This window comes from Mesorhizobium sp. M0410 (genome assembly GCF_040321435.1).
GTDB lineage: Bacteria > Pseudomonadota > Alphaproteobacteria > Rhizobiales > Rhizobiaceae > Mesorhizobium.
Genome location: NZ_JAMYRN010000013.1, coordinates 152,656 through 175,759, shown reverse-complemented (window position 1 = coordinate 175,759; position 23,104 = coordinate 152,656). Strand labels below are relative to the sequence as shown.

Below are 23,104 nucleotides of genomic sequence, written 5' to 3'. Positions count from 1 at the left end.
CAAGCTCAACTGGCCCATCTGCTTCACTGCCATCGCGATTCCCTCCGAGCTTCGTCTCAGAGAATCACAATCAGCGAATTACGCATCAGGCCCACAAGGGGAGAAGGAAGAGGCGCGCGCTCCACCTTCACCTTGCCAACTCCGGCTCTTCTGCCCTATTCTTCCCGCTAAAATAATTTCACACACAGGCAAACTTGTTTCTCGAAACCAGGGTTGAGATGAGCCAGTCGCCCTACCCCGCCGTCGTCGCCGGACCGCCGCGGCCGAGCCTGATCCTGCGGCCAGGCCAGATCGCGCTGCCGGCCGGGATGGAGCGCTACACCGTCCACGGCAACGGCGCGGTGCTAATCGAGGTCGAGGCCGGCGATACGATCAGCGTGCGCAATGTCGAGGGCGGGCAGGCTTGCGAGCTGCTGGCATGGGACAGCAGCGGCGCGACCGATCCCGGCATTCTCGGAGAGCAATCGAACAGCAATGCCGCCGGCATCAAGGCGATGCTGGCCGAGGGCGACGATAGCCTCGCTTCCTTGCGCCGAGGCCTCGAGCGGCGCGAGGTGCAGCTCGATCAGGCAAAGGGGGTTCGCGTTTTCGGCGGCGCCACCCCTGCCGGTACCGAACAGGCTTTTACGGTCGCCCGCGACGGTTCGATGCTGATTGCCGCGCCCGGCGGGCCGATGCTGGTCGACGGCCACGATACCGCGACGCCGCTTAGCGTCATCGTCCGGCGCGCCACCATCCGCCCGGCGGAGAAATCCAGGCTCGCCGACCCGCTGGCCGATCCCGTGCTCGACCTGCGCGTCCATTCGGCGACGGCGGAGGCCTACTTCGTCAACGCGGGCGACTATCTGCAGATCATCGATGTCGACGGTCGCCAATGCACGGATTTCCAGTGCTTTTCGGCGCGCAAGCTGGACAAGGGCCGCGATCATCCGCTCGACGTGACGACGACGCGCACGCTGATGGGCTCGAGCTATCCGATGCCCGGCCTGCATTCGAAATACTACGACCAGGACATGGAGCCGCTGGTCGAGGTGGTGCAGGACACTTGCGGCCGGCACGACGCGTTCGCGCTCGCCTGCGCTGCCAAATATTACGACGACATCGGCTATCCCGGCCATCCCAACTGCTCGGAGAATTTCAACCGCGCGCTGGCCGACAAGGGCGTCACGCCCCGCGCCGGCTGGATGGCGATCAACTTCTTCTTCAACACGGCGATCGACGCGCATGGCGTCGTGGTTTCGGACGAGCCGTGGTCGCGGCCGGGCGACTATGTGCTGCTGCGCGCCTTCACCGACATCGTCTGCGTCTCGTCCGCCTGCCCCGACGACACCACGCCGGCCAATGGCTGGGACCTGACCGACATCCATGTGCGAACCTATTCCGGCCAGCACAAATTCTCGCGAGCGATCGCCAGACGCATGACGCCCGATTCGGAACCGAAAATGACCCGCGAGACCGCCTTTCATTCGAGCTTTGCCAAGCACACCCGCAACTTCGTCGAGTACAAGGGTTATTGGCTGGCCAATTCCTTTGCCAGGCAAGGCCCGATCGACGAATACTGGGCCTGCCGGCAGGACGCCGTGATCATGGACCTGTCGCCGCTGCGCAAGTTCGAGGTCACCGGCCCGGATTCGGAAGCGCTGCTGCAATACACGCTGACCCGCGACATCAAGAAGCTCGGCGTCGGTCAGGTGGTCTACTCCGCCATGTGCTACGAGCACGGCGGCATGATCGACGACGGCACGCTGCTTCGGCTCGGCAAGGATAATTTCCGCTGGGTTGGCGGCGACGATCTATCCGGCGAATGGCTGCGGGAAACGGCGCAAAAACTCGGCCTCAGCGTGCTGGTGCGCTCGTCGACCGACCAGATGCACAATGTCGCCGTGCAGGGACCGAAAAGCCGCGACATCCTGCGGCAGATCGTCTGGACCTCGCCGCTGCAGCCGTCGATCGACGAGCTTGAATGGTTCCGTTTCGCGGTCGCCCGCATCGGCGGCGGCAATGGCATTCCCGTCATTGTCTCGCGCACCGGCTACACCGGCGAGCTCGGCTACGAGATCTGGTGCCACCCGCGCGACGCCGACAAGGTCTTCGACGCGATCTGGCAGGCCGGCCAGCCGCACGGCCTGAAGCCGATGGGGCTGCAGGCGCTCGATATGGTGCGCATCGAGGCCGGGCTGATCTTTGCCGGTTACGAATTTTCCGACCAAACAGATCCGTTCGAGGCCGGCATCGGCTTCACCGTACCGCTGAAGACCAAGAGCGACGATTTCATCGGCCGCGAGGCGCTGATCCGGCGCAAGGAAAATCCGCAGAGGAAGCTGGTCGGCCTCGACATCGACGCCAATGTCGCCGTCGGCCACGGCGATTGCGTACATGTCGGCCGCGCCCAGATCGGCGTGGTCACCTCCGGCATGCGCTCGCCGCTGCTAAACAAGACCATCGCGCTGGCCAGGCTCGACGTCGCGCATTCGGCGGTCGGCACCGAGGTCGAGATCGGCAAGCTCGACGGCCACAGCAAGCGGCTGCCGGCGCGCGTTGTCGCCTTTGCCCATTACGACCCGCAAAAGACCAGGCCGCGCTCCTGATCGACGCTGCCCTGGTTCTTCCCTTCTCCGTTGCTGTCGTGGGAGAAGGGAGACCGCACCTGTTGGCAGCGCCAACGAAGCTCGACTGTTTCACAAACGCAATGTGCACAGCGTCACAAAGCGCTTGACGTGAAAGCGCGTTGGGTCAATCTTCACTGCTAAGAAAAAAATACTACTGAGCGGAAAACGCTTGGGGCCGTTCAACGTGAGCGTCGATGACGCCTCGCGAGATTGCGGCTGTTGCCGATGGGAACATCAAAAATGGGGAATCCACGTAAATGAGCACGATAGTCACCACCTTGGTGCCGCCTGCCGAAGGGCAGCTGCACCGGAACATCGATTGGCGCGGCGCCTTCTGGGTCGCAAGCGGCGTTCCGGCCCTTGTCCTGTTTTCGATCGGCGGCATCGCCGGCACTACCGGAACGCTGGCCTTCCTGATCTGGACCGTATCCATGGTCATGGGCTTCCTGCAGTCCTTCACCTATGCGGAAATCGCCGGGCTGTTCCCGAATAAATCCGGCGGCGCCTCGATCTATGGCGCCACCGCATGGCTGCGCTATTCGAAATTCATCGCGCCGCTTTCGGTGTGGTGCAACTGGTTCGCCTGGTCGCCGGTGCTGTCGCTCGGCTGCTCGATCGCCGCCGCCTACATCCTCAACGCACTGGCGCCGGTGCCGCTGTTCACCGACACTTCGCCGGAAGTCGCCGCCTATATCGCGGCCCATGCCGGAACCAGCGCCGCCGACGCCATCACCGCGGTCACCGCGGCGGCGACGCCGGCGATCCGTAACTGGACGCTCTACGGTCACACGCTTGGCCCGGTTTCCTTTACCTTCAACGCCACCTTTTTCATCGGCGCGGTGCTGATGCTGATCATCTTCTCGATCCAGCACCGCGGCATCCTGGGCACGGCCAACGTGCAGAAATATATCGGCCTGCTGGTCATCATCCCGATGCTGATCGTCGGCGTGGTGCCAATCGTCACCGGCCAGATCGATTGGGCAAATTTCTCGCCGCTGGTGCCGCTCGCGGCAGCCTATGCGCCGGAGCCCGGCGCATGGAATATCGCCGGCTGGACGCTGGTGCTCGGCGGCATGTTCATCGCGGCATGGTCGACCTACGGTTTCGAGACCGCCGTCTGCTACACCTCCGAATTCAAGAACCCCGGCACCGATACCTTCAAGGCGATCTTCTACTCCGGCCTGTTGTGCATGCTGCTGTTCATCCTGGTGCCATTCACCTTTCAGGGCGTGCTCGGCTTGAACGGCATGCTGGCGACGCCGATCGTCGACGGCTCCGGCGTTGCCGATGCGCTGGCCGGCATGGTCGGCGGCGGACAGCTGATCCACAGCCTGCTGGTCATGCTGATGATCCTGGCGCTGGTGCTCTGCATCATGACGGCGATGGCCGGCTCTTCGCGCACGCTCTACCAAGGTTCGGTCGACGGCTGGCTGCCGCGCTACCTCAGCCATGTCAACGAGCATGGCGCACCGACGCGGGCGATGTGGACCGACCTGGTCTTCAACCTGATCGTGCTGGCCATCGCCTCGGCCGACGCGACAAGCTTCTTCTTCATCCTCGCGGTGTCGAATTGCGGCTATATCATCTTCAACTTCCTCAATCTCAATGCCGGCTGGATCCACCGCATCGACAATGGCCACATCGCGCGGCCCTGGAAGGCCCCGAGCTGGCTGCTCGGCCTCGGCGCGATCTTTGCCTACGTCAACGCTGTCTTCATGGGCGCCGGAGCCAAGGTCTGGAACCCGATGGCATTGTGGGCCGGGCTGATCACGGCAGCCTTGATCATCCCGGTGTTCTGTTTCCGGCATTACATCCAGGACAAGGGCAAATTCCCCGACCACATGCTGGCCGATCTCGGCATGAACTCGTCCGACCTTACAGTGCGAAAGGCCGGGATGCTGCCCTATCTGACGCTGGTCGCCGGCGTCGCGGTGATGCTGCTCGCCAACTGGCTGTTTGTCATCTGAACCCTGCCTTGAGGGATCGGGCGCGCGATGCGCCCGGTCCCTGCATTTTGTTCTTGCTTTGTGCCGGCAGCTATGCTATTAATTCCACTATGGTGCTGATTCGCCCCGAAACCCGCCGCTGAGGCGGGTTTTTCGTTTTAGGCCCGGCGCCAGGCTCAATCGATCTTGATGAACACGCCCTTGGTGTTGAGATATTCGTCGAGGTGTTCGGCGCCACCCTCGCGGCCGTAGCCGCTCATCTTGTAGCCGCCGAAGGGCACGGCCGGATCGATCGCGTGATAGGTGTTGACCCAGACCGAGCCGGCGCGGATCTTTCGCGACAGCCGATGGGCGGTGGCGAGATTTTGGGTGAAGACCCCTGCAGCCAGGCCATAAGGCGTGTTGTTGGCCCGCTCGACCGCCTCGTCCAACGTGTCGAACGGCAAGGCTGAAATCACCGGCCCGAAGATCTCCTCGCGGGCGATCTTCATGTCGTCCGAGACTCCGGCAAAGACGGTCGGCGCGACGAAATTGCCGGCGGCAAGCGCGCCTTCCACAAGCCGGGTGCCTCCGGTGACGAGTTTCGCCCCTTCCGCGGTGCCGGCCTCGAGGTAGCCGGTGACCCGTTGTAACTGCTTTTCGGAGACGAGCGGGCCGATTTCGGTCGCCGGGTCGATGCCGTCGCCGACCCTGAGACCCTTGGCATATGCCGCCAGCCGCTCGACGAACTCGTCATGGACGGCGCGTTCGACGAAAAGGCGCGAGCCGGCGATGCAGATCTGGCCGGAATTGGCGAACACCGACATCGCCGCCACCGGCACCGCTTTGTCGAGATCGGCATCGGCGCAGACGATGACCGGCGATTTGCCGCCGAGTTCCAGCGAGACGCGCTTGAGGTTGCCAGCCGAGGCGCGCACGATCGACTGGCCGGTTGCCGTCGAGCCGGTGAAGACGATCTTGTCGACGCCGGTGTGCTCGGCGAGTGCCGCGCCTGCCTCGGCGCCGGTGCCGGTGACGATGTTGACGACGCCTTCCGGGACGCCGGCTTCGTTCATGATGTCGGCGATCAAAAGCGGCGTCAGAGGCGCCTCTTCCGATGGTTTCAGCACGATGGTGCAGCCGGTCGCCAGCGCCGGGCCGATCTTCCAGATCGACGCCGCCGTTGGCGCGTTCCAGGGAATGATGGCGCCGACGACGCCGACCGGCTCCTTGCGGGTGAAAGAGACGATTTCGCCGGGCAGCGAGTTGTCGATGGTCTCGCCGTGCAGCGCCGTCGCCATGCCGGCATAGTAGCGCAGCATGCCGATGACGCGGTTGCGGTTGGCGCGGGTGCGTATGATCGGCATGCCCATGTCGGTGGTGTCGGAGCGGCTGATCTCTTCCCAGTGCTTTTCGAAGAGGTCGGCGATCCTTAGCAGCAGCACCTGCCGCTCATAAGGCTTGAACCGGCTCCATGGCCCCTCGAACGCCTTGCGGGCGGCAGTCACCGCGACGTCGATGTCCTGGCGGTCGGCGCGCGGCACTGTGGCGATGACCGCGCCGGTGGCGGGGTTGCGGCTCTCCATGGTCCGACCGGAGCGGGCATCAACCCACCCACCGCCGATGAACATCCGGCGATGGCGCCCGTCGATCGGCAGCCGCAGCGCCGCCGCTGTCTGAGGCATGGTCATAACGTCCTCCTCCGGCGCCTACGCCTGGTGGGCGGATTAAACCGCCGGAGGTCACATTTGCCAACAGCGCTATTCGGCCGCCAGGGCCAGTTGCGGCCTTTCGTTCTTTTCTTCCGTCTCGGCCGGCTGCTCCACCACCTTCTTGGGCTCCCTGCCGAAGAACAGCGCATAGGCTGCCGGCAGGACAAGGATGGTCAGCACCGTGGCGACGAGAATGCCGCCCATCATGGCGTAGGCGAGCGGCCCCCAGAAGACGCCGCGCGAGATCGGGATCAGCGCCAGCACCGCCGTCAGCGCCGTCAGCACGATCGGCCGGAACCGGCGCACCGCCGAGCCGATGATGGCCTCGGAACGCTCCACGCCGGCGGCGATGTCCTGGTCGATCTGATCGACCAGGATGATCGAGTTGCGCATGATGATGCCGAGCAGGGCGATGACACCGAGGATGGCGACGAAGCCGAACGGCGCGCCGCTGATCAAAAGTGCCGCGGCCGCGCCGATAATGCCGAGCGGACCGGTCGCCAGCACCAGCATCGCCTTGCCGAAATGCTGCAGCTGGATCATCAGCAGCACGACGATGACGGCCAGCATGATCGGCGCTTTCGCCGCAATCGAGGCCTGGCTTTCGGCCGCATCCTCGGCGCCGCCCTGGATCTCGATCTTGTAGCCGGGGGCGAGGCTGGCGCGCAGGCCCTGCATCTCGCTGTACATTTTCATGGCGACATCGTTCGGCTGCACGCCATCCGGAAGCGTGGCGCGTACACTGATGGTCGGCAAGCGGTCGCGCCGCCATTCGACGCCTTGCTCCAGCACCGGGACGATCTTGGCGACCTGCGACAGCGGCACGGAGCCACCGAAATCGGTCGGTATATAGACGGAGTCGACCGCCGACAGCAGGTGACGGCTTGCCTCCGGCTCACGGGCGACGATCGAAACCGTCTCCTCGCCGTCGCGGAAGTCATCGAGCGGCGCTCCCGACATGGTCGCCTGCAGCATCTGGCGGATGCGCTGCGAGGTGACGCCGAGCGCACGGGCACGATCCTGGTCGATCACCAGCTTCATCGCCGGCACCGGCTCCAGCCAGTCGTCGTGGATGGCGCCGAGCAGCGGATTTGCCTGGAACTTCGCCTTTACCTCGTCGGCAATGCGTCGCACCTCCTGGCGATCGGGACCCATGACGCGCATCTGCACCGGCCAGCCGGTCGGCGGACCGAGGAACAGGCGATCAACCTTGGCGCGGATCGATGGGAAATCTTCGGCCAGGATGGTGCGCAGCTTGACGATCAGCCGCTCGCGGGCCGGTTCGTCATTGGCCATCACCAGAAGCTGGGCGAAGTTCGGGTTGCGAAGCTGCTGGTCGAGCGGCAGGAAGAAGCGCGGCGCGCCTTCGCCGATATAGGTGGCTATGAAGCGCTTGTCCTTGTCGTCCATCATCCTGGCTTCGAGCGCCTTGGCCTGGGTCTCGACTTCCTTGATGCTGGTGCCTTCCGGCAGCCAGAGATCGACGAGGATTTCCGGACGCGACGATTGCGGGAAGAAATTCTGCGGAATGAACTGGAACGCCCACAGGCTGGTGGCAAACGTCATCAGCGTCATCACCAGGACGATGATGCGATGGCGCACCGCCCATCCCACGGTCGAGCGAAGACGGCGGTAGAAGCGCGTGTCGAAGACATCGTGATGGTTGCCGGCGTGCTTGCGCTGCTTCAGGATCATGTGGCCGAGCCACGGCGTGAAATAGACTGCCGCAAACCAGGACACGACCAGCGCGATGCCGACGACGTAAAACAGGGTGCGCACATATTCGCCGGCCGTCGAGGCAGCGAACCCGACGGGAATGAAGCCGGCCGTGGTGATCAGCGTGCCGGTGAGCATCGGGAAAGCGGTCGAGGAGTAGGCGAAGCTCGCCGCCTCGACCTTGACCAAGCCTTCCTCGAGCTTTCGCTCCATCATTTCGACGACGATCATCGCGTCGTCGACCAAGAGGCCAAGGGCGATGATCAGCGCACCGAGCGAAATGCGCTGCAGGTCGATGCCGAGCTCGTACATAATGGCAAACGTAGCCGCCAGGACTAACGGAATGACGATCGCGATTACCAGGCCCGAACGCCAGCCGATCGACAGGAACGAAACGAAAAGCACGATCAGGAGCGCTTCGCCGAGCGCTTCCATGAATTCGCTCACCGCCTCTTTCACCACGTGCGGCTGGTCGGAAATCTGATCGACCGCAACGCCATAGGGCAGCGCCTCTTCGAAGCGCTTGTAGGTCGCTTCGACGTCCTTGCCGACGTCGGTGACGTTGAAGCCCTTGGCCATGACGACGCCGAGCTGGACGCTGTCGTGACCGTTGAAACGGTATTTGCGCTGGTACGGATCCTCGAGGCCCGAGGTCACGGTAGCGATGTCGCCAAGGCGCGTCACCTGGTTGCCGGCGCGCAGGCGAAGCTCACGGATGTCGGCCGCCCTGGTGACATCGCCCTCGACCGAAATGCGCACCGAACGCTGGCCGGTGTCGACAGAACCTGCCGGGTCGACATTGTTCTGGCCTCGGATCGCATTCTGCAGGTCGGTCAACGTCAGGCCACGTTCGGCAAGCGCCTTGGATGAAACGTCGATGTAGAGTTTTTCCGGCTGGTCGCCGATGATCACGGCCTTCTCGACACCGGGCGTCGTCAGCAACATGTCACGCGCCTGGATGGCGAATTTCTTCAGTTCGGGATAGCTGTAGCCGTCGCCGCTGATCGAATGCAGGGTGATGAACGTGTCGCCGAATTCGTCATTGAAGTAAGGCCCGAGCAGCCCCTGCGGCAGCTCATTGGCGATATCGCCGACCTTCTTGCGCACCTGATAGAAAGCATCGGCGACCTGCGCCGGATTGGTGTCGCCCTTAACCTGCAAGGTGATGATGGCGCTGCCGGCGCGGGTGTAGGAGCGGACAAAATCGAGGTGTGGGGTTTCCTGCAGCTTGCGCTCGATCTTGTTGACGACCTGGTCCTCCATCTCCTTGATCGAGGAGCCTGGCCAGATCGCCTGGACGACCATGACGCGGAAGGTGAAATCGGGGTCTTCCTTCTGGCCCATGCGCATCAGGCCGAGCGCACCGGCGACGATGATCAGCCCGAACAGGAAGCGGGCAATGCTCGGATGGCCGATTGCCCAGCGCGAAAGATTGAAAGACCGCTTTTCATTGGTGTCGATGGTCATCGGCGTCAGTCCGTTTCAATTTGATCAACAGAGCACGCGCTTTCGCATGCCCAAGGAACTTCCGATGTGGGCTTCCGGGCGGCGTGGCTTTCCGAGTTGAGAGATCTACATCGCGGTGGGACGCGAGGATCGACGTGGGGGTTACATCGACCTGAGATCTCGAAAATCGGGGGAGGCCTGCCGCCCGGAAACCGTGAATTGCCTGGCCGTCAGCGCAAGCGCCTTGCAGCGTCATCGGCAGACGCCGACTGTTGCGCTGCATCACCGGTCAGCTTGACTTTCAGATTCTCGGTCATGAACTGCGTGCCGGCGGCGACGACCACGTCACCCGGCTTCAGCCCATCGGCGACACTGACGCCGTCGGGGGTGAAGGCGGCGACCTTGACCGGATGCGCGTGGACGGTCCCGCCATTGCGGTCGACGGTCCAGACGATCGATTGGCTGTCCTTTTGCGCCAACGCGGCTAGCGGGATCGACACCAGCTGCTGCCGGTTGTCCGCCGCGGCTTCGATGGAGGCGGTCATGCCTAGCAGCACGCGAGGATCGTTGGGCAGGCTGACGCGAACGGCAAAGGTGCGCGACTGCGGATCGGCGCTGCCGGCGACTTCGCGGACCTTGCCGTCGAGCGTCAGCGCCTCGTCGGACCAGAAGCCAGCCTTGACGGTCTTGCCCGGCTTGAATTCGGCGATATCGGTTTCCGGAACAGCGATCAGAACTTCCTTCTCGCCGTCGATGGCAACGGTCACCACCGGCGTGCCGGAGCCGACCACCTGGCCGACATCGGCGGCAACGGCGGTGACGATGCCGTTCTTGTCCGCCTTGAGATCGGTATAGCGGACCTGGTTCTGCGCCTGGGCAAGCTGCGAGCGGGCGGAGTCTCGCGTGGCGACCGCCTGATTATAGGTGAGCGTCGCCTGCTCGAGCTGCGACTTCGGCGCGAAATTCTTGGCGTAGAGCTGTTCGGCGCGCTTGCGCGTAAGCTCGACTGTCTCGACCTGACGGTCGGCGGCATCGAGGCTGGCCTGAGCGCTTCTCACCGAAAGCTCGTAGTCGGTGGGATCGATGCGGGCGAGAACGTCGCCCGGCTTGACGCGGTCACCGATGTCGACAAGGCGCTCGGTGATCTTGCCGTTGATGCGAAAACCGAGACTCATCTCGGTGCGGGCACGCACCGATCCGGAATAGGAAAGCTGACGGGTATCACTCGCCTTGGCGATCTCGACCACCTTGACCGGGCGGATGATCTCGGTGACCTCGGCTTTCTCCTGCGAGCAGCCAGCGAGGCCGAGGGTGGCAACGACAAGCAATGCCAGGCCTGCGGCCGGTCGCCCGTTGGTGATGGACTTGGACAAAGACACTTTTCGTACTCCCGAACTGTGGAGATGAATTCTCGGCATCGCCGCCCGACGGGCGGCAACGGTCATTTCTTCAAGGCTCTGATGGCAAAGTCGGCAAGCTCGTCCGGCGTTGCCCGGTTCTTCTTGGCGAGGCACTGGGCCACCATCTGCGGATGACAGAGGCTGATAATGGCAGCGCCGAAACACCGGGAAGCGATCACCGGATCCTGATCGACGAACTCGCCGGTAGCGATGCCCTCGCGGATCACTTCCGCGACCAGTTCATGGATGCTGTCGATGTGCTTTTCGATGACGTGCCAGTCGCGCTCGATGGCGACGATGACCATCTCGTGCACCTTCTCCTGGTCGATCATGGTCTCGAGCGTCCACTGATAGTGCGTATGCACGTAGCGGCGGAGCTTTTCGCTGGCGGTGCCGGGGCTATGGCAGGCTTCGTAGGTCAACCGGTAGCAGGTGGCGAGCATACGGCCGCAAACCGCCTGGTGGATTTCCACCTTGGAGGCGAAGAAGCGATAGATGTTGGCGGTCGACATGCCAAGTTCGCGCGCTATGTCGGCGACGTTGGTCTTTCCGTAGCCGTAGTGGCGGAACAATCGCTCCGCGCAATCCAGGATGCGCGTGACATTTTCCTGGCGGGCGGAATCGGCGGTGGTGTCTAGGGTTTCAAGCATCTCGTTGGCCAAAATTTACGACTGACGAATTTAGAATTTCGTCACTCGTAAATTGAAAACCATCACCTGTCAAGGCACGATTTTGGCCGCTGACGACAGAGGGTGACATCTCTGGACGGAGTTGGCCCATGAAGCGCATGGGATTGGCGCCGGGCGCGCCTGCGACAGCGCGCGTTTTTTTGTGCGAAGGATTTTTGAAAAGATGCTTTCCGAAATCGGTTCCGTTTTCGGATCAGGCGCTAAGGCTGCTTCGCCATCTCCCGCAGCCGGAACTTCTGGATCTTGCCCGTCGAAGTCTTCGGGATTTCGGCGAAGATCACCGCTTTCGGCACCTTGAAGCGGGCGAGCAGCGCGCGGCAGTGCTCGATGATTTCGGCCTCGGTTGCCGCTTTGCCCTGCTTGAGCTCGACATAGGCGACCGGCACCTCGCCCCATTTGTCGTCGGATCGGGCGACAACGCCGCAGGAAGCCACGGCGGGATGCTTGTAGAGCGCCTCCTCGACCTCGATCGAGGAGATGTTTTCGCCGCCGGAGATGATGATGTCCTTGGAACGGTCCTTGAGCTGGATGTAGCCATCCGGATGCATCACGCCGAGGTCGCCCGAATGGAACCAGCCGCCGGCAAAAGCCTCGTCGCTCGCTCTGCGGTTCTTCAGATAGCCCTTCATGACGATATTGCCGCGGAACATCACCTCGCCGATCGTCTCGCCGTCGGCCGGCGTTTCTTGCATCGTCTGCGGGTCCATCACGGTCAGGCCTTCGAGCGCGGCATAGCGTACGCCCTGCCTGGCCTTCTTCGCTGCCCTCGCCCCCTTCTCCAGCCGGTCCCACTCGCCATGCCATTCGTTGACGACGGCCGGGCCGTAGGTCTCGGTCAGGCCGTAGAGATGGGTGACGGCAAAGCCCGCATCGGCCATGCCCGACAGCACCGCCTCAGGCGGTGGCGCCGCGGCGGTGTTGAAGGTGACGGTCTGCGGAACCTGCCGCTTGTCCTCGTCGCTGGCGTTGATCAGCACCGACATCACCACCGGCGCGCCACACAGATGGGTAACGCCGTGATCGGCGATGGCGTCGTAGATCGGCTTCGGCCGCACCCAGCGCAGGCAGACATGGGTGCCAGCCTGGACGGCAAGCGTCCAGGGAAAGCACCAGCCGTTGCAGTGGAACATCGGCAGCGTCCACAGATAGACCGGGTGCTTGCCCATGCCGGCATGGATGGTGTTGGCATAGGCCATCAGTGCCGCGCCGCGATGGTGACAGACGACGCCCTTCGGATTGCCTGTCGTGCCGGAGGTGTAGTTGAGCGAGATGGCGTCCCATTCATCGTCCGGCATCGACCAGGCGAAATCCTCGTCGCCGCCGGCGACGAACGCCTCATAGTCCAGCGTGCCGATCCGTTCCCCCTTGGGATAGGGCGCATCGGCGGCATAGTCGGGATCGTCGTAATCGATCAGCAGCGGCCTGACCTTGGCCAGCGTCAGCGCTTGCCGAACCACGCCGGCGAATTCGCGGTCGACGATCAGCACCTTGCTTTCGGCGTGATCGAGCTGGAAGGCAATGACGGCGGCGTCGAGGCGCGTGTTGAGCGAGTGCAGCACCGCCTTGGTCATCGGCACGCCGAAATGCGCTTCCAGCATCGGCGGTGTGTTGGACAGCATGACGGTAACGGTGTCGCCCTTGCCGATGCCGCGCTTAGAAAGGGCCGAGGCAAGCCTCAGCGAGCGTTTCCAGAAATCGCGATAAGTCGTGCGCCGGCGGCCATGAATGATGGCGACCTGGTCGGGAAAGGTTTTTGCCGCCCGCTCGAAATAGGTGAGCGGCGTCAGCGGCTGATGGTTGGCCGGGTTCCTGTCGAGATCCTGTTCGTAGGGATTGCCCATCCCGTCCTCCCCGATGTTCGTCCAGAACTTTAGCTACAGGTTTGCGGTCCGTCACCACCAACGATGCCGCGACAGACCGCATTTGGCACAATGACGGTCTAGATTCGACCGGCGCGAGAGCATTACCTGCCCGCGCGTAGTTTGACTTTTGTCGAGAGCCGTGAATAATGTCAGCGAGGAGATGGCATGGCGATCCGACCGGCAGAACAGCTTATCCACAAGGCCGCGTGGCTTTACTACGCACACGGCTTGCGCCAGGACCAGGTGGCCAGCCAGCTCAAGATTTCGCGCGCCTCGGTAGCCATGTATCTGCGCAAGGCGCGCGAGACCGGCATCGTCAACATCTCGACCTCGACCCAGCTTTTCACCGACGACGTGCTGGCGCGGGAGCTGGAAGACGCGCTGAAGCTCGACGCCGTCTGGATCGCGCCGGAAAACGGCTATGTCGCCGACCCGTCCACCGACATCGCGGTACTTGCGGCAAGCGTCTTCCTCGAGCTGGTCAGGAAGGGCGACCGCATCGGCGTCGCCTGGGGGCGGACCATCTACACCATCGCCGACATCATGTCCTATGCCGATCTGCAGGACGTCACCGTGGTGCAGCTCTGCGGCAATCTCGGCGCCCCCTATTCGTACCGGCCAGACCAATGCACCATGGAGATCGCCCGCCGGCTCAACGCCAAGGGACTGAATTTTTACGCGCCGCTGGTGCTGACGACGGAAGAACTGGCACGCGGCCTGCGCGCCGAGCCGGTGATCCGCGAGCAATTGTCGGGCATCGGTGACTGCAACCTGGCGCTATACTCGGTCGGCTCAGTGGATACCGACAGCCATCTGGTCAAATGCGGCGCGCTGACGCCAAGCGAAATGGCTGCATTGCGCAAGGCGGGTGCGGCCGGCGTCATTGCCGGGCAAATCATCGACGCCCAGGGCCAGGCGCTCGACTGCAGCTACAACCGCCGGCTGATTTCGGCGGAGCTGTCATCGCTGCGCCAGATCGAAAAGCGCCTTGTGGTGGTGCAGGAGGAGAGCAAGTTCGAACCGCTCGTCGCGGCGATCGCCGGCGGGCTCTGCACTCATCTCGTCGTCGGCGCGCGCATGGCACGACGGCTGCTCGACCATGCCGGAGCGGCAGCAGAAAAGGTCGCCTGATAGTTAATTCCAGCCGCCGGTGCATTGTCATCAAAGCGTCGCGGCATTCCTGTTCACAACAAAAAGAAATCGGACGAAGCTGACATGAAGAACCTCTGGAATGACGGCGAGGCGGAGAAGTTGGTCGCCGACTATGCAAAGAAGGGTGTGGCCCGCGACCTGGCGTTGCGCGTCTACACGACCAGGCTGCTGGGCGGCGAGCCGCGGCTCGTCCTGCATGGCGGCGGCAACACCTCGTGCAAGACCAAGGCTACCGATCTTATCGGTGACGAGTGGGACGTGCTCTGCGTCAAGGGCAGCGGCTGGGACATGGGCGTCATCGAGCCGCAGGGGCTGCCGGCGGTCAAGCTCGGCCCGCTGTTGAAGGCGCGGTCGCTGAAGAAGCTCTCCGACGAGGACATGGTCGCGCTGCAGCGGGCGAACCTCATCGATCCGTCCTCGCCAAATCCATCGGTCGAGACGCTGCTGCACGCCTTTCTGCCGCACAAATTCGTCGACCACACGCATTCGACCGCAATCCTCGCCATCGTCGACCAGGAGGACAGCGAGGCGCTGAGCCGGAAGGTGTTCGGCGAAAAGATGGGCTTCGTGCCTTACATCATGCCGGGCTTCGATCTGGCGAAGGCGGCCGCCGATGTTTTCGACGCCGATCCGACGGTCGAAGGCCTGATCCTCGACAAGCATGGCATTTTCACCTTCGGCGACGATGCCAGGCAGGCCTATGACCGGATGATCCATTATGTGAACGTCGCCGAGGATTTCATCGCCAGCCACGGCAAGCCGCGCACCGAAAAGGTGGCACTGCCGGCCAGGCTGGCGAAGCCTGCGGAGATTGCACCGATGCTGCGCGGCGCGGTGGCGGTGGCGCGCGGCGAAGGCCGTTTCGAACGCATGATCAGCGATTTCCGCACCTCGGATGCGATCGTCGACTTCATCAATTCGGCAAAAATTGCCGACTATGCCGGGCGCGGCGTGTCGACACCCGACCTGTCGATCCGCATCAAGACCGGACCGATGGCGCTGCCGGCGCCCGACGCTGACAAGGTCGGCGACTACAAATCCGTCATCCGCCAGCATGTCGAGAAATTCGCCAAGGACTATCGCGCCTATTTCGAAACCAATGATGCGCTCGACGACGTGAAGCGCACCATGCTCGACCCGATGCCGCGGCTGACGCTGGTGCCCGGCCTCGGCATGTTCGGCCACGGCCGCACACTCAAGGACGCGAAGATCGCCTCCGACGTCGGCGAAATGTGGATCGAGGCGGTGCGCGGCGCCGAAGCCGTCGGTGACTTCCGCCCGCTCTCCAAAGCCGACCTGTTCCCGCTCGAATACTGGTCGCTGGAACAGGCCAAACTCGCCTCCAACAAGCCGAAGCCGCTGACCGGCCAGGTGATGCTGGTCACCGGCGGCGCCGGCGCGATCGGTGCCGCCACGGCAAAGCTGTTCGCCGACAACGGTGCCCATGTCGTCGTCGTCGATCTCGATGCGTCAAGGGCTGCCGAGGCGGCAAAAAAAGCCGGCAACGGTTCGATCGGCATTGGCACCGACATCACCGATCCGGCGCAGATGCGCGCTGCGTTCGACAACGCGGTCGACGTCTACGGCGGCCTCGACATTCTCGTCTCGAATGCCGGTGCCGCCTGGGAGGGCCGGATCGGCGAGATCGACGACGCCACCTTGCGCAGGAGTTTCGAACTCAATTTCTTCGCACACCAGTCGGCGGCGCAAAATGCCGTGCGCATCATGCTCGAACAGGGCACCGGCGGCGTGCTGTTGTTCAATACCTCCAAGCAGGCGGTCAATCCGGGGCCGAAGTTCGGCGCTTACGGCATTCCCAAGGCGGCAACGCTGTTTTTGTCCAGGCAATATGCGCTCGACTACGGCGCGCATGGCATCCGCTCCAATGCCGTCAACGCCGACCGCATCCGTTCGGGGCTGTTGACCGATGCCATGATCGCCAGCCGCTCGGGCGCACGCGGCGTGTCGGAGAAGGAGTACATGTCCGGCAACCTGCTCGGGCAGGAAGTGACGGCCGAAGACGTCGCCCAGGCCTTTCTGCATCAAGCGCTGGCCGAGCGGACAACCGCCGATGTGACGACGGTGGACGGCGGCAACATCGCAGCGGCGTTGAGGTAGATCTAAACTCCGGGCCAACAAAAAAGAGCGGCCCGCGAGCCGCTCTTTTCCTTTGCCGATAGCGAAAGACTACTTCGCGTTCGGGTTCGGCATCCAGGCCGGCATCGCGACATCGGCATGGGCGAACTGCGGCAGCTTGGCCGAGAGGTCCTCCATGTTCTTGATGTCCTTGTCGATCAGATCCTTCTGGGTGATCAGCGTCGGCGGCACGATGACGTTGTGGCCGGGACCTTCACCGGCCAACAGCTGCGCCAGCGCACGCACCGAGACCTGGCCGACGACGGCCGGGTTGGTGGCGGCGGTTGCCGCCCAGGCGCTGTCCGGCTCGCGCATCGCGGCGATGTCCGAGGTAGAGATGTCGGCCGAATAGATCTTGATGTCCTTGTTCAACCCGGCCTCGTCGACGGCGATCTTCACGCCTTTGGCGAATTCGTCATAGGGCGCGAACATCACCTTGATGTCGGGATGAGCCGACAACACCGAGCGAGCCTGGTTGGCGACCGAATTGGCGATCGGATTGTCGAGCGTGCCGAACATGGCGACTTCGTTGATGCCCGAATATTTCTTCTTGAATTCGACCCAGGTCTCGTTGCGGCGGTCGAGTGGGGCGATGCCGGCGACATAGACATAGCCGGCCTTCCAGCTCTCGCCATTGTCTTTGACCGCCTGTTCGAGCGCCAGGCGCGCGAGGTCGCGGTCGGATTGCTCGATCTGCGGGATCTTGGGGTTTTCGACATTGACGTCGAAGGCGACGACCTTGATGCCGGCATCGACCGCGCGCTGGGCGGCGTCCTTCATCGATTCCGTCAGTCCGTGCTGGATGATGATGCCCTGGACGCCGAGCGCGATGGCTTGGTCGACCATGTCGGCCTGAAGCGCCGCGTCCTGGCGACTGTCGAGCACGCGCAGGTCGACGCCGAGCGCCTTGGCCTGCGCCTCGACACCGGACAAATACGCCTGGAAGAAGTCGCCGGTCGAGAGATAGCGGACCAGCGCTATCTTGACGCCGCCCGGCTTGTCGAACGGCGCTGGCCGATCCTGCGCCATTGCCGGCAACTGCATCAGCAATGTTGCGCCGGCAAGCCCGAGCGCTGCCTTCCCCAAAAGTCTTCTTGTGATGTTCACGTCGCTTCCTCCACTTGTTGAACCCAAAATGTAACCGGTCGAAACCTATCTCCTGCCCCTGCCGGACAGGGCGAAGGTGAAGACAAGGGCGACCACGAGAACCACGCCCTTGACGAAATCCTGCGTGTAGTAAGGCGCGTTCATCATCGTCAGGCCCTGCAGCAGCACGCCGACAAACACCGCGCCGACAGCCGTGCCGAAGGCGTTCGGCTTGGCGGCGCCGAGAACCGCGTAGCCGATGAGTGCCGCAGCCACCGCGTCGAGCAACAGATTATTACCCGAGGCGATGTCGCCACGTCCAAGCCGGGCGGCGAGCAAAATGCCGCCGATCGAGGCAAAAACCCCAGAAATAACGTAGGCCCAGATTTTGTATGCCTTGACAGGCGCGCCGGCGAGTTCGGCAGCGCGTTCGTTGCTGCCGACGGCGTACATCATGCGGCCGAAACGCGTGTATTCGAGAAAGAACCAGATCAGCACCGCCAGCACGAGCAGGACGACGACCGACACCGGGATGAGGTTCGGGATGAAGAAGTCGAAGCGATGGCGGCCAAGCGCCAGAAACGCGGCGCCGAAGCTGCCGTTGGCGACCGAGCCGTCGGGCATGGTCATGCCGGTGGCGATCGAACGGCCCTCGGTCGGTATGCGCTGCAGGCCGACAAGCAGGAACATCATGCCGAGCGTCGCCAAAAGGTCCGGCACCCGCGTATAGACGATCAGCCAGCCATTGATGAGGCCGACGACGGCGCCGATCACAAGGCAGACGACGACCGCCACGACGGCGTTCTGTTCCAGCACCACCATGACGTAGGCAGCCGCCATCATGGCGCTGGTGGCGACCGAGCCGATCGACAGGTCGAAGCCGCCGACGACCAGCGTGGCGGTGACGCCGAGCGCCAGAACGCCGGTGATGGCGACCGACTGGAAGATGAAGACGGCGCTTTGCGGCGAGACGAAACCATCGGCGGCGACGGCGAAATAGGCGATCAGCCCGAACAACAGAACGATGAAGCCGTAGCGAATAGCATGGTCGCGCAGGATCATTCAGCGCTCCCGTACGCTGGCACCGTCTTTATCCGACCCGAATTCATACCCTCTCCATTCCAATTCTCATCGTCTTCCCGCTCTCAGGCTGCGCTGTGCAACGGCCCGCCCGCCACTTCGGCCAGCAGACGCTCGAGATCGACATCGGTGTTGCGGTGCTCGCCGACGATCGTCTGCTCCGACATCACCAGGATGCGATCAGCCGTCTCCAGGGCTTCGTCCAGTTCGGTGACGAACAGCAGCGTCGCGCGGCCATGGGCGCTCGCCCGCAGCTTGGCGGCGATGTCACGCCTGGCCGAAATGTCGACGCCCTGAAAAGGCTCGTCGAGGATGAACAACCTTGCCGCCTGGGACATCCAGCGGGCGACCATCACCTTCTGCTGATTGCCGCCGGAAAGCGACGCCATCTCGTCCCTCTCGGAGCGGCAGACGATGCCCAACTCCTGGATCTGCTCGCGGGCAACAGCGCGTTCGATACCGCGTTTGAGAACACCGAGACGCGACATGCGACTGTGGAACGGCAGGCTGATGTTTTCCTGGATGTTGAAGTCGCCGACGATGCCGTTTTCGCCCCGGTCCTTGGCGACGAGAAACACGCCGGCGGCAATCGCTTCGCCGGTCGACGCCGGCGCATAGGGTTTCCCGTTCAGCACCATGGCCCCGGACAGCGGCTTGCGCAAACCGAACAGCGTCTCGGCAAGTGCGGTCTTGCCGACACCGACGAGGCCGGTGATGGCGACGACCTCGCCGTCGCCGAGGGTCAGCGAAATCGGCCTGGCGCCTTCAGCAATCCGCAATGCATCGGCAGCGAAAATTGCTTTGGCCGAATTCCTGGCGACAATCCGCTCGAGCTGGATCTTACGGCCGAGCATGGCGTTGACCGCACCTTCGTAATCCAGCGGCTTCTTGTCGAAGATACCTGAGATAACCCCATCGCGCATTGAAATGATGCGATCGGCAAGCCGTCTGATATCCGACATACGGTGCGAGATGTAGAGGATCGCCACGCCTTGCTGGCGGAGCCGGTCGAGCAATGCGAACAGCCGGTCGGCTTCGGCGCTGGACAGCGAGGAGGTCGGCTCGTCGAGGATCAGCACTTTCGGCCGGTGCGCCATGGCGCGGGCGATCGCCACCATCTGGCGGTCGGCCAGAGAGAGATCGCTGATCCGGGCCTTGAGGTCGATGGCCAGTCCCATACGGTCGGCCACCGCCTTTGCCTCGCGACGCACCCGGCCCGGATTGAACAGCGTCGGCACGCCGCTGCCGCTCAGCCTGTCGAGGGTAAGGTTGGTTGCGACGTCGAGGTCGGCGACGACACCGTCATTGATGTTCTGGTGGACGGTAACGACGCCGGCGCGGATCGCCTCGGCCGGCGTTTTCGGGTCGAAGTCCTGACCGGCAAGCGACATCGAGCCGCCGCCATGGTCGTAAACACCGCTGATGATCTTGACGAGGGTGGATTTGCCGGCGCCGTTGGCGCCCATCAACACGGTTACTTCGCCGGCATGCAATTCGAGCGAGACGCCGCCAAGCACCTCGATATGGCCAAAGGATTTCCTCAGGCCGTCGACGCGGAACACGGCATCATTGCCCATTCGTTCCTCCCTGACCGTGACGCTATGGGCTATATCGGCAATTGTCAACACGATTGACAATTGCCAGAAGGCTTCCTAGCTTGGCCCGGCCGCCATGGCTCCGCTATTATCGGAGCACATGAGCGGGAGGTGAGGATGACTGGGAAATCGCCGTTCGAAGCACTGTCGGTCGAGACACTGGCGGGCCGTCTCGGTGCCAACGAGGCCCTGTGTTCGCAGATCGGCAAGGATACGAGCCAGTGGAAGGTTCGTGAAGTCGGCGACGGCAATCTGAACCTTGTGTTCATCGTCGAAGGTGCTGAGGGTGCGGCCGTCGTCAAGCAGGCCCTGCCCTACGTCCGGCTGGTCGGCGACAGCTGGCCGCTGCCGTTAAAACGCTCCTTCTTCGAATACCATGCGCTGACGCGGCAACAGGCACGGGCGCCGGGTTCGGTGCCTGAGATCTACCACTTCGATGAAGGCCAGGCGCTGATCATCATGGAGTACCTGTCGCCGCACATTATCTTGCGGCGGGCACTGATCGAAGGCCGGCAATTGCCGAACATGGCGAAAGACATCGGCTTGTTCATGGCCCGCACGTTGTTTCGCGGCTCCGACCTGCATATGGCGACCAAGGACCGCAAGGCCGATCTGGCACTGTTCGCCGACAATGTCGAACTATGCGACATCACCGAGAACCTGGTTTTCTCGGATCCGTATTTCGATGCCAAGATGAACCGGCACACCAGCCCACAGCTCGACGGCATTGTCGCCGAGCTGCGCGCCGACCGCGATCTCAAGGTCGAGGCGCAGCGCATGAAGCACATCTTCGCTGCCAATGCCGAGACGCTGCTGCATGGCGACCTGCATTCCGGCTCGATCATGGTCACCGATGCCGAAACGCGGATGATCGACCCCGAATTCGCCTTCTACGGGCCGATCGCCTTCGACGTCGGCATGCTGCTCGCCAATTTCTGGATGGCGTTCTTCTCGCAGCGCGGCCATGAACAGGGCGGAAGCCGCGATGCCATGCGCGGCTATCTGCTCGGCGTTACGGTCGAGACATGGTCGGTATTCCGCGCCGAGTTCTCGCATCTGTGGCGGACGGAGCGTACCGGCATGCTCTACCAGAAGAGCCTGTTCGAAGATCAAGGCGACAGGCTTGGCGCCGAGCAGGCGCTCGACCACATGCTGCAGTCGATCTGGACCGATCTGCTCGGCTTTGCCGGCGTCGAGGTTCACCGGCGCATTCTCGGCCTTGCCCACAATGCCGATTTCGAGACTATTGCCGATCCGGATCTGCGCGCCAGATGTGAGGCAAAGGCGCTGAAATTCGGCCGTCACCTCGCCGTCAACCGGCGCCAGATCCACAGCATCGACGAGGTCAACCGGTTGGCCGCGCTGATCGAACGGGAGAGCAGGATTTGAACGTCGGCGACCGCCACTACCGCACCATCTGGCCGAGTGACGACGGGCGTTCGGTGGAGATCATCGACCAGCGCTGGCTACCGCATGATTTCCGCATCGAAAAGATCGATACCGTCGCCGGCATCGCCACGGCAATCCGCGACATGTGGGTGCGCGGGGCGCCGCTGATCGGCGTCACCGCGGCCTATGGCGTCGCCATGCAGATGGCCGACGACCCGTCGGATGCAGCACTCGACGTCGTCTGGGCAACCTTGCACGAAACGCGCCCGACGGCGATCAATTTGCGCTGGGCACTGAACGAAATGCAGCGCTTCCTGCTGACGCTCCCCCTGGCAGAACGTGCCGCGGCTGCGTATCGGCGTGCCGGCGAGATCGCCGACGAGGATGTCGGCCTCAACCGCGCCATCGGCGCCCATGGGCTCGAAATTATCAAGGCGATCGCGGCGCGCAAGCAGCCGGGCGAACCAGTCAACATCCTGACCCACTGCAATGCCGGCTGGCTGGCCACCGTCGACTACGGCACCGCCACCGCGCCGATCTATCTGGCGACGGAAGCCGGCATTCCAGTCCATGTCTATGTCGATGAAACGCGACCCCGCAACCAGGGTGCCCAATTGACCGCCTGGGAGATGGCCGGCCACGGCGTGCCACATACGCTCATCGTCGACAACGCCGGCGGCCATCTGATGCAGCGCGGCCAGATCGACATGGTCGTCGTCGGCACCGACCGGACCACCGCCAACGGCGATGTGTGCAACAAGATCGGTACCTATCTCAAGGCACTGGCGGCCGCCGACAACGACGTGCCGTTCTATGTCGCGCTGCCGTCGCCGACGATCGACTGGACCGTGGGCGACGGGCTGGCCGAAATCCCGATCGAACAGCGCTCGCCCGACGAGGTCTCGCTGGTCTGGGGCAAGACCGCTTCCGGCGAGATCGCCCAGGTCCGCGTGTCGCCGGAAGCCACGCCGGCGGCCAATCCGGCCTTCGACGTGACGCCGGCGCGGCTGGTCACCGGTTTGATCACCGAACGCGGTGTCGCTACGGCCTCGCGCGAAGGCCTGAAGACGATGTTTCCCGAGCGCGGATGATCCGCCGTCGGCGCCGCGATTGACAGCGTCATCCTGCCCTCCCATACATCTGCCGTCAATGTTCTCAGGGCGGGGTGAAAGTTCCCACCGGCGGTGAAGGGTTTCGGCCCAAGCCCGCGAGCGCCTTCCAGATGATCGGAAGGGTCAGCAGATCCGGTGTGATTCCGGAGCCGACGGTCAAAGTCCGGATGGAAGAGAACGAATGGAAGACGGTCC

14 protein-coding genes and 1 riboswitch are annotated in these 23,104 nt (G+C 63.3%); of the genes, 6 read left to right on the top strand and 8 right to left on the bottom strand.

Annotated features, from left to right (window positions below; all coding sequences use genetic code 11):
- Positions 1-218: 218 nt before the first annotated feature.
- Both NKI63_RS20495 and NKI63_RS20490 read left to right on the top strand, forming a co-directional pair.
- A complete protein-coding gene (locus NKI63_RS20495) occupies positions 219-2,588 on the top strand; it encodes a trimethylamine N-oxide demethylase (protein ID WP_352823121.1) in 2,370 nt (789 codons plus the stop codon).
- A 278-nt stretch (positions 2,589-2,866) separates the two neighbouring features.
- Complete coding sequence (locus NKI63_RS20490; protein ID WP_352823118.1) at positions 2,867-4,576, top strand: trimethylamine N-oxide permease; 1,710 nt, start codon at positions 2,867-2,869, stop codon at positions 4,574-4,576.
- 155 nt (positions 4,577-4,731) lie between these two features.
- Here the strand turns inward: NKI63_RS20490 and NKI63_RS20485 are convergent, their stop codons facing one another.
- The 5 genes from NKI63_RS20485 to NKI63_RS20465 form a co-directional block, all read right to left on the bottom strand.
- On the bottom strand, positions 4,732-6,225 hold the full coding sequence (locus NKI63_RS20485) for an aldehyde dehydrogenase family protein (protein WP_352688691.1): 1,494 nt from the start codon (positions 6,223-6,225) through the stop codon (positions 4,732-4,734).
- A gap of 69 nt (positions 6,226-6,294) precedes the next feature.
- Positions 6,295-9,429, bottom strand: coding sequence for an efflux RND transporter permease subunit (locus tag NKI63_RS20480; protein WP_352688688.1), 3,135 nt, complete (start codon positions 9,427-9,429; stop codon positions 6,295-6,297).
- Between the two features lie 209 nt (positions 9,430-9,638).
- Positions 9,639-10,787 carry an efflux RND transporter periplasmic adaptor subunit gene (locus NKI63_RS20475; RefSeq protein ID WP_352688685.1) on the bottom strand — a complete coding sequence of 383 codons (1,149 nt, stop codon included), beginning with the start codon at positions 10,785-10,787 and terminating at the stop codon, positions 9,639-9,641.
- 62 nt (positions 10,788-10,849) lie between these two features.
- Complete coding sequence (locus tag NKI63_RS20470; RefSeq protein WP_352823113.1) at positions 10,850-11,458, bottom strand: TetR/AcrR family transcriptional regulator; 609 nt, start codon at positions 11,456-11,458, stop codon at positions 10,850-10,852.
- A 239-nt stretch (positions 11,459-11,697) separates the two neighbouring features.
- Entirely contained in the window at positions 11,698-13,338 is a 1,641-nt protein-coding gene (locus NKI63_RS20465; protein WP_352823110.1) for an acyl-CoA synthetase, read from the bottom strand.
- A 186-nt stretch (positions 13,339-13,524) separates the two neighbouring features.
- On the opposite strand from NKI63_RS20465, the gene NKI63_RS20460 reads away from it, so the two are divergent.
- Complete coding sequence (locus NKI63_RS20460; protein WP_254818705.1) at positions 13,525-14,490, top strand: sugar-binding transcriptional regulator; 966 nt, start codon at positions 13,525-13,527, stop codon at positions 14,488-14,490.
- Between the two features lie 84 nt (positions 14,491-14,574).
- Entirely contained in the window at positions 14,575-16,629 is a 2,055-nt protein-coding gene (locus tag NKI63_RS20455; RefSeq protein ID WP_352823107.1) for a bifunctional aldolase/short-chain dehydrogenase, read from the top strand.
- Positions 16,630-16,698: 69 nt separating this feature from the next.
- Here NKI63_RS20455 and NKI63_RS20450 read toward each other — a convergent pair whose 3' ends face one another.
- From NKI63_RS20450 to NKI63_RS20440, 3 genes are all read right to left on the bottom strand, one after another.
- On the bottom strand, positions 16,699-17,754 hold the full coding sequence (locus tag NKI63_RS20450; protein WP_352701764.1) for a substrate-binding domain-containing protein: 1,056 nt from the start codon (positions 17,752-17,754) through the stop codon (positions 16,699-16,701).
- 45 nt (positions 17,755-17,799) lie between these two features.
- Positions 17,800-18,795, bottom strand: coding sequence for an ABC transporter permease (locus tag NKI63_RS20445; RefSeq protein WP_352701766.1), 996 nt, complete (start codon positions 18,793-18,795; stop codon positions 17,800-17,802).
- Between the two features lie 83 nt (positions 18,796-18,878).
- The gene (locus tag NKI63_RS20440; RefSeq protein WP_352701768.1) at positions 18,879-20,390 is read right to left on the bottom strand and encodes a sugar ABC transporter ATP-binding protein; all 1,512 of its coding nucleotides are present in this window, start codon (positions 20,388-20,390) and stop codon (positions 18,879-18,881) included.
- A 135-nt stretch (positions 20,391-20,525) separates the two neighbouring features.
- Here NKI63_RS20440 and mtnK point away from each other — a divergent pair, with 135 nt between their 5' ends.
- Positions 20,526-21,797: an S-methyl-5-thioribose kinase gene (gene mtnK / locus NKI63_RS20435; RefSeq protein ID WP_352823102.1), complete on the top strand. Its 1,272-nt coding sequence runs from the start codon at positions 20,526-20,528 to the stop codon at positions 21,795-21,797.
- Entirely contained in the window at positions 21,794-22,888 is a 1,095-nt protein-coding gene (gene mtnA / locus NKI63_RS20430; RefSeq protein ID WP_352823099.1) for an S-methyl-5-thioribose-1-phosphate isomerase, read from the top strand. Before mtnK ends, mtnA begins: the two co-directional genes overlap by 4 nt.
- A gap of 56 nt (positions 22,889-22,944) precedes the next feature.
- Positions 22,945-23,092: riboswitch (FMN riboswitch) on the top strand.
- Positions 23,093-23,104: the final 12 nt, after the last annotated feature.

What these genes read in the sequence shown, in the direction of transcription:
- NKI63_RS20495 (WP_352823121.1), top strand. Translation starts at nt 219, where the DNA reads ATGAGCCAGTCGCCCTACCCCGCCGTCGTCGCCGGACCGCCGCGGCCG.
- NKI63_RS20490 (WP_352823118.1), top strand. Translation starts at nt 2,867, where the DNA reads ATGAGCACGATAGTCACCACCTTGGTGCCGCCTGCCGAAGGGCAGCTG.
- NKI63_RS20485 (WP_352688691.1), bottom strand. Translation starts at nt 6,225, where the DNA reads ATGACCATGCCTCAGACAGCGGCGGCGCTGCGGCTGCCGATCGACGGG.
- NKI63_RS20480 (WP_352688688.1), bottom strand. Translation starts at nt 9,429, where the DNA reads ATGACCATCGACACCAATGAAAAGCGGTCTTTCAATCTTTCGCGCTGG.
- NKI63_RS20470 (WP_352823113.1), bottom strand. Translation starts at nt 11,458, where the DNA reads ATGCTTGAAACCCTAGACACCACCGCCGATTCCGCCCGCCAGGAAAAT.
- NKI63_RS20465 (WP_352823110.1), bottom strand. Translation starts at nt 13,338, where the DNA reads ATGGGCAATCCCTACGAACAGGATCTCGACAGGAACCCGGCCAACCAT.
- NKI63_RS20460 (WP_254818705.1), top strand. Translation starts at nt 13,525, where the DNA reads ATGGCGATCCGACCGGCAGAACAGCTTATCCACAAGGCCGCGTGGCTT.
- NKI63_RS20455 (WP_352823107.1), top strand. Translation starts at nt 14,575, where the DNA reads ATGAAGAACCTCTGGAATGACGGCGAGGCGGAGAAGTTGGTCGCCGAC.
- NKI63_RS20445 (WP_352701766.1), bottom strand. Translation starts at nt 18,795, where the DNA reads ATGATCCTGCGCGACCATGCTATTCGCTACGGCTTCATCGTTCTGTTG.
- NKI63_RS20440 (WP_352701768.1), bottom strand. Translation starts at nt 20,390, where the DNA reads ATGGGCAATGATGCCGTGTTCCGCGTCGACGGCCTGAGGAAATCCTTT.
- mtnK (WP_352823102.1), top strand. Translation starts at nt 20,526, where the DNA reads ATGACTGGGAAATCGCCGTTCGAAGCACTGTCGGTCGAGACACTGGCG.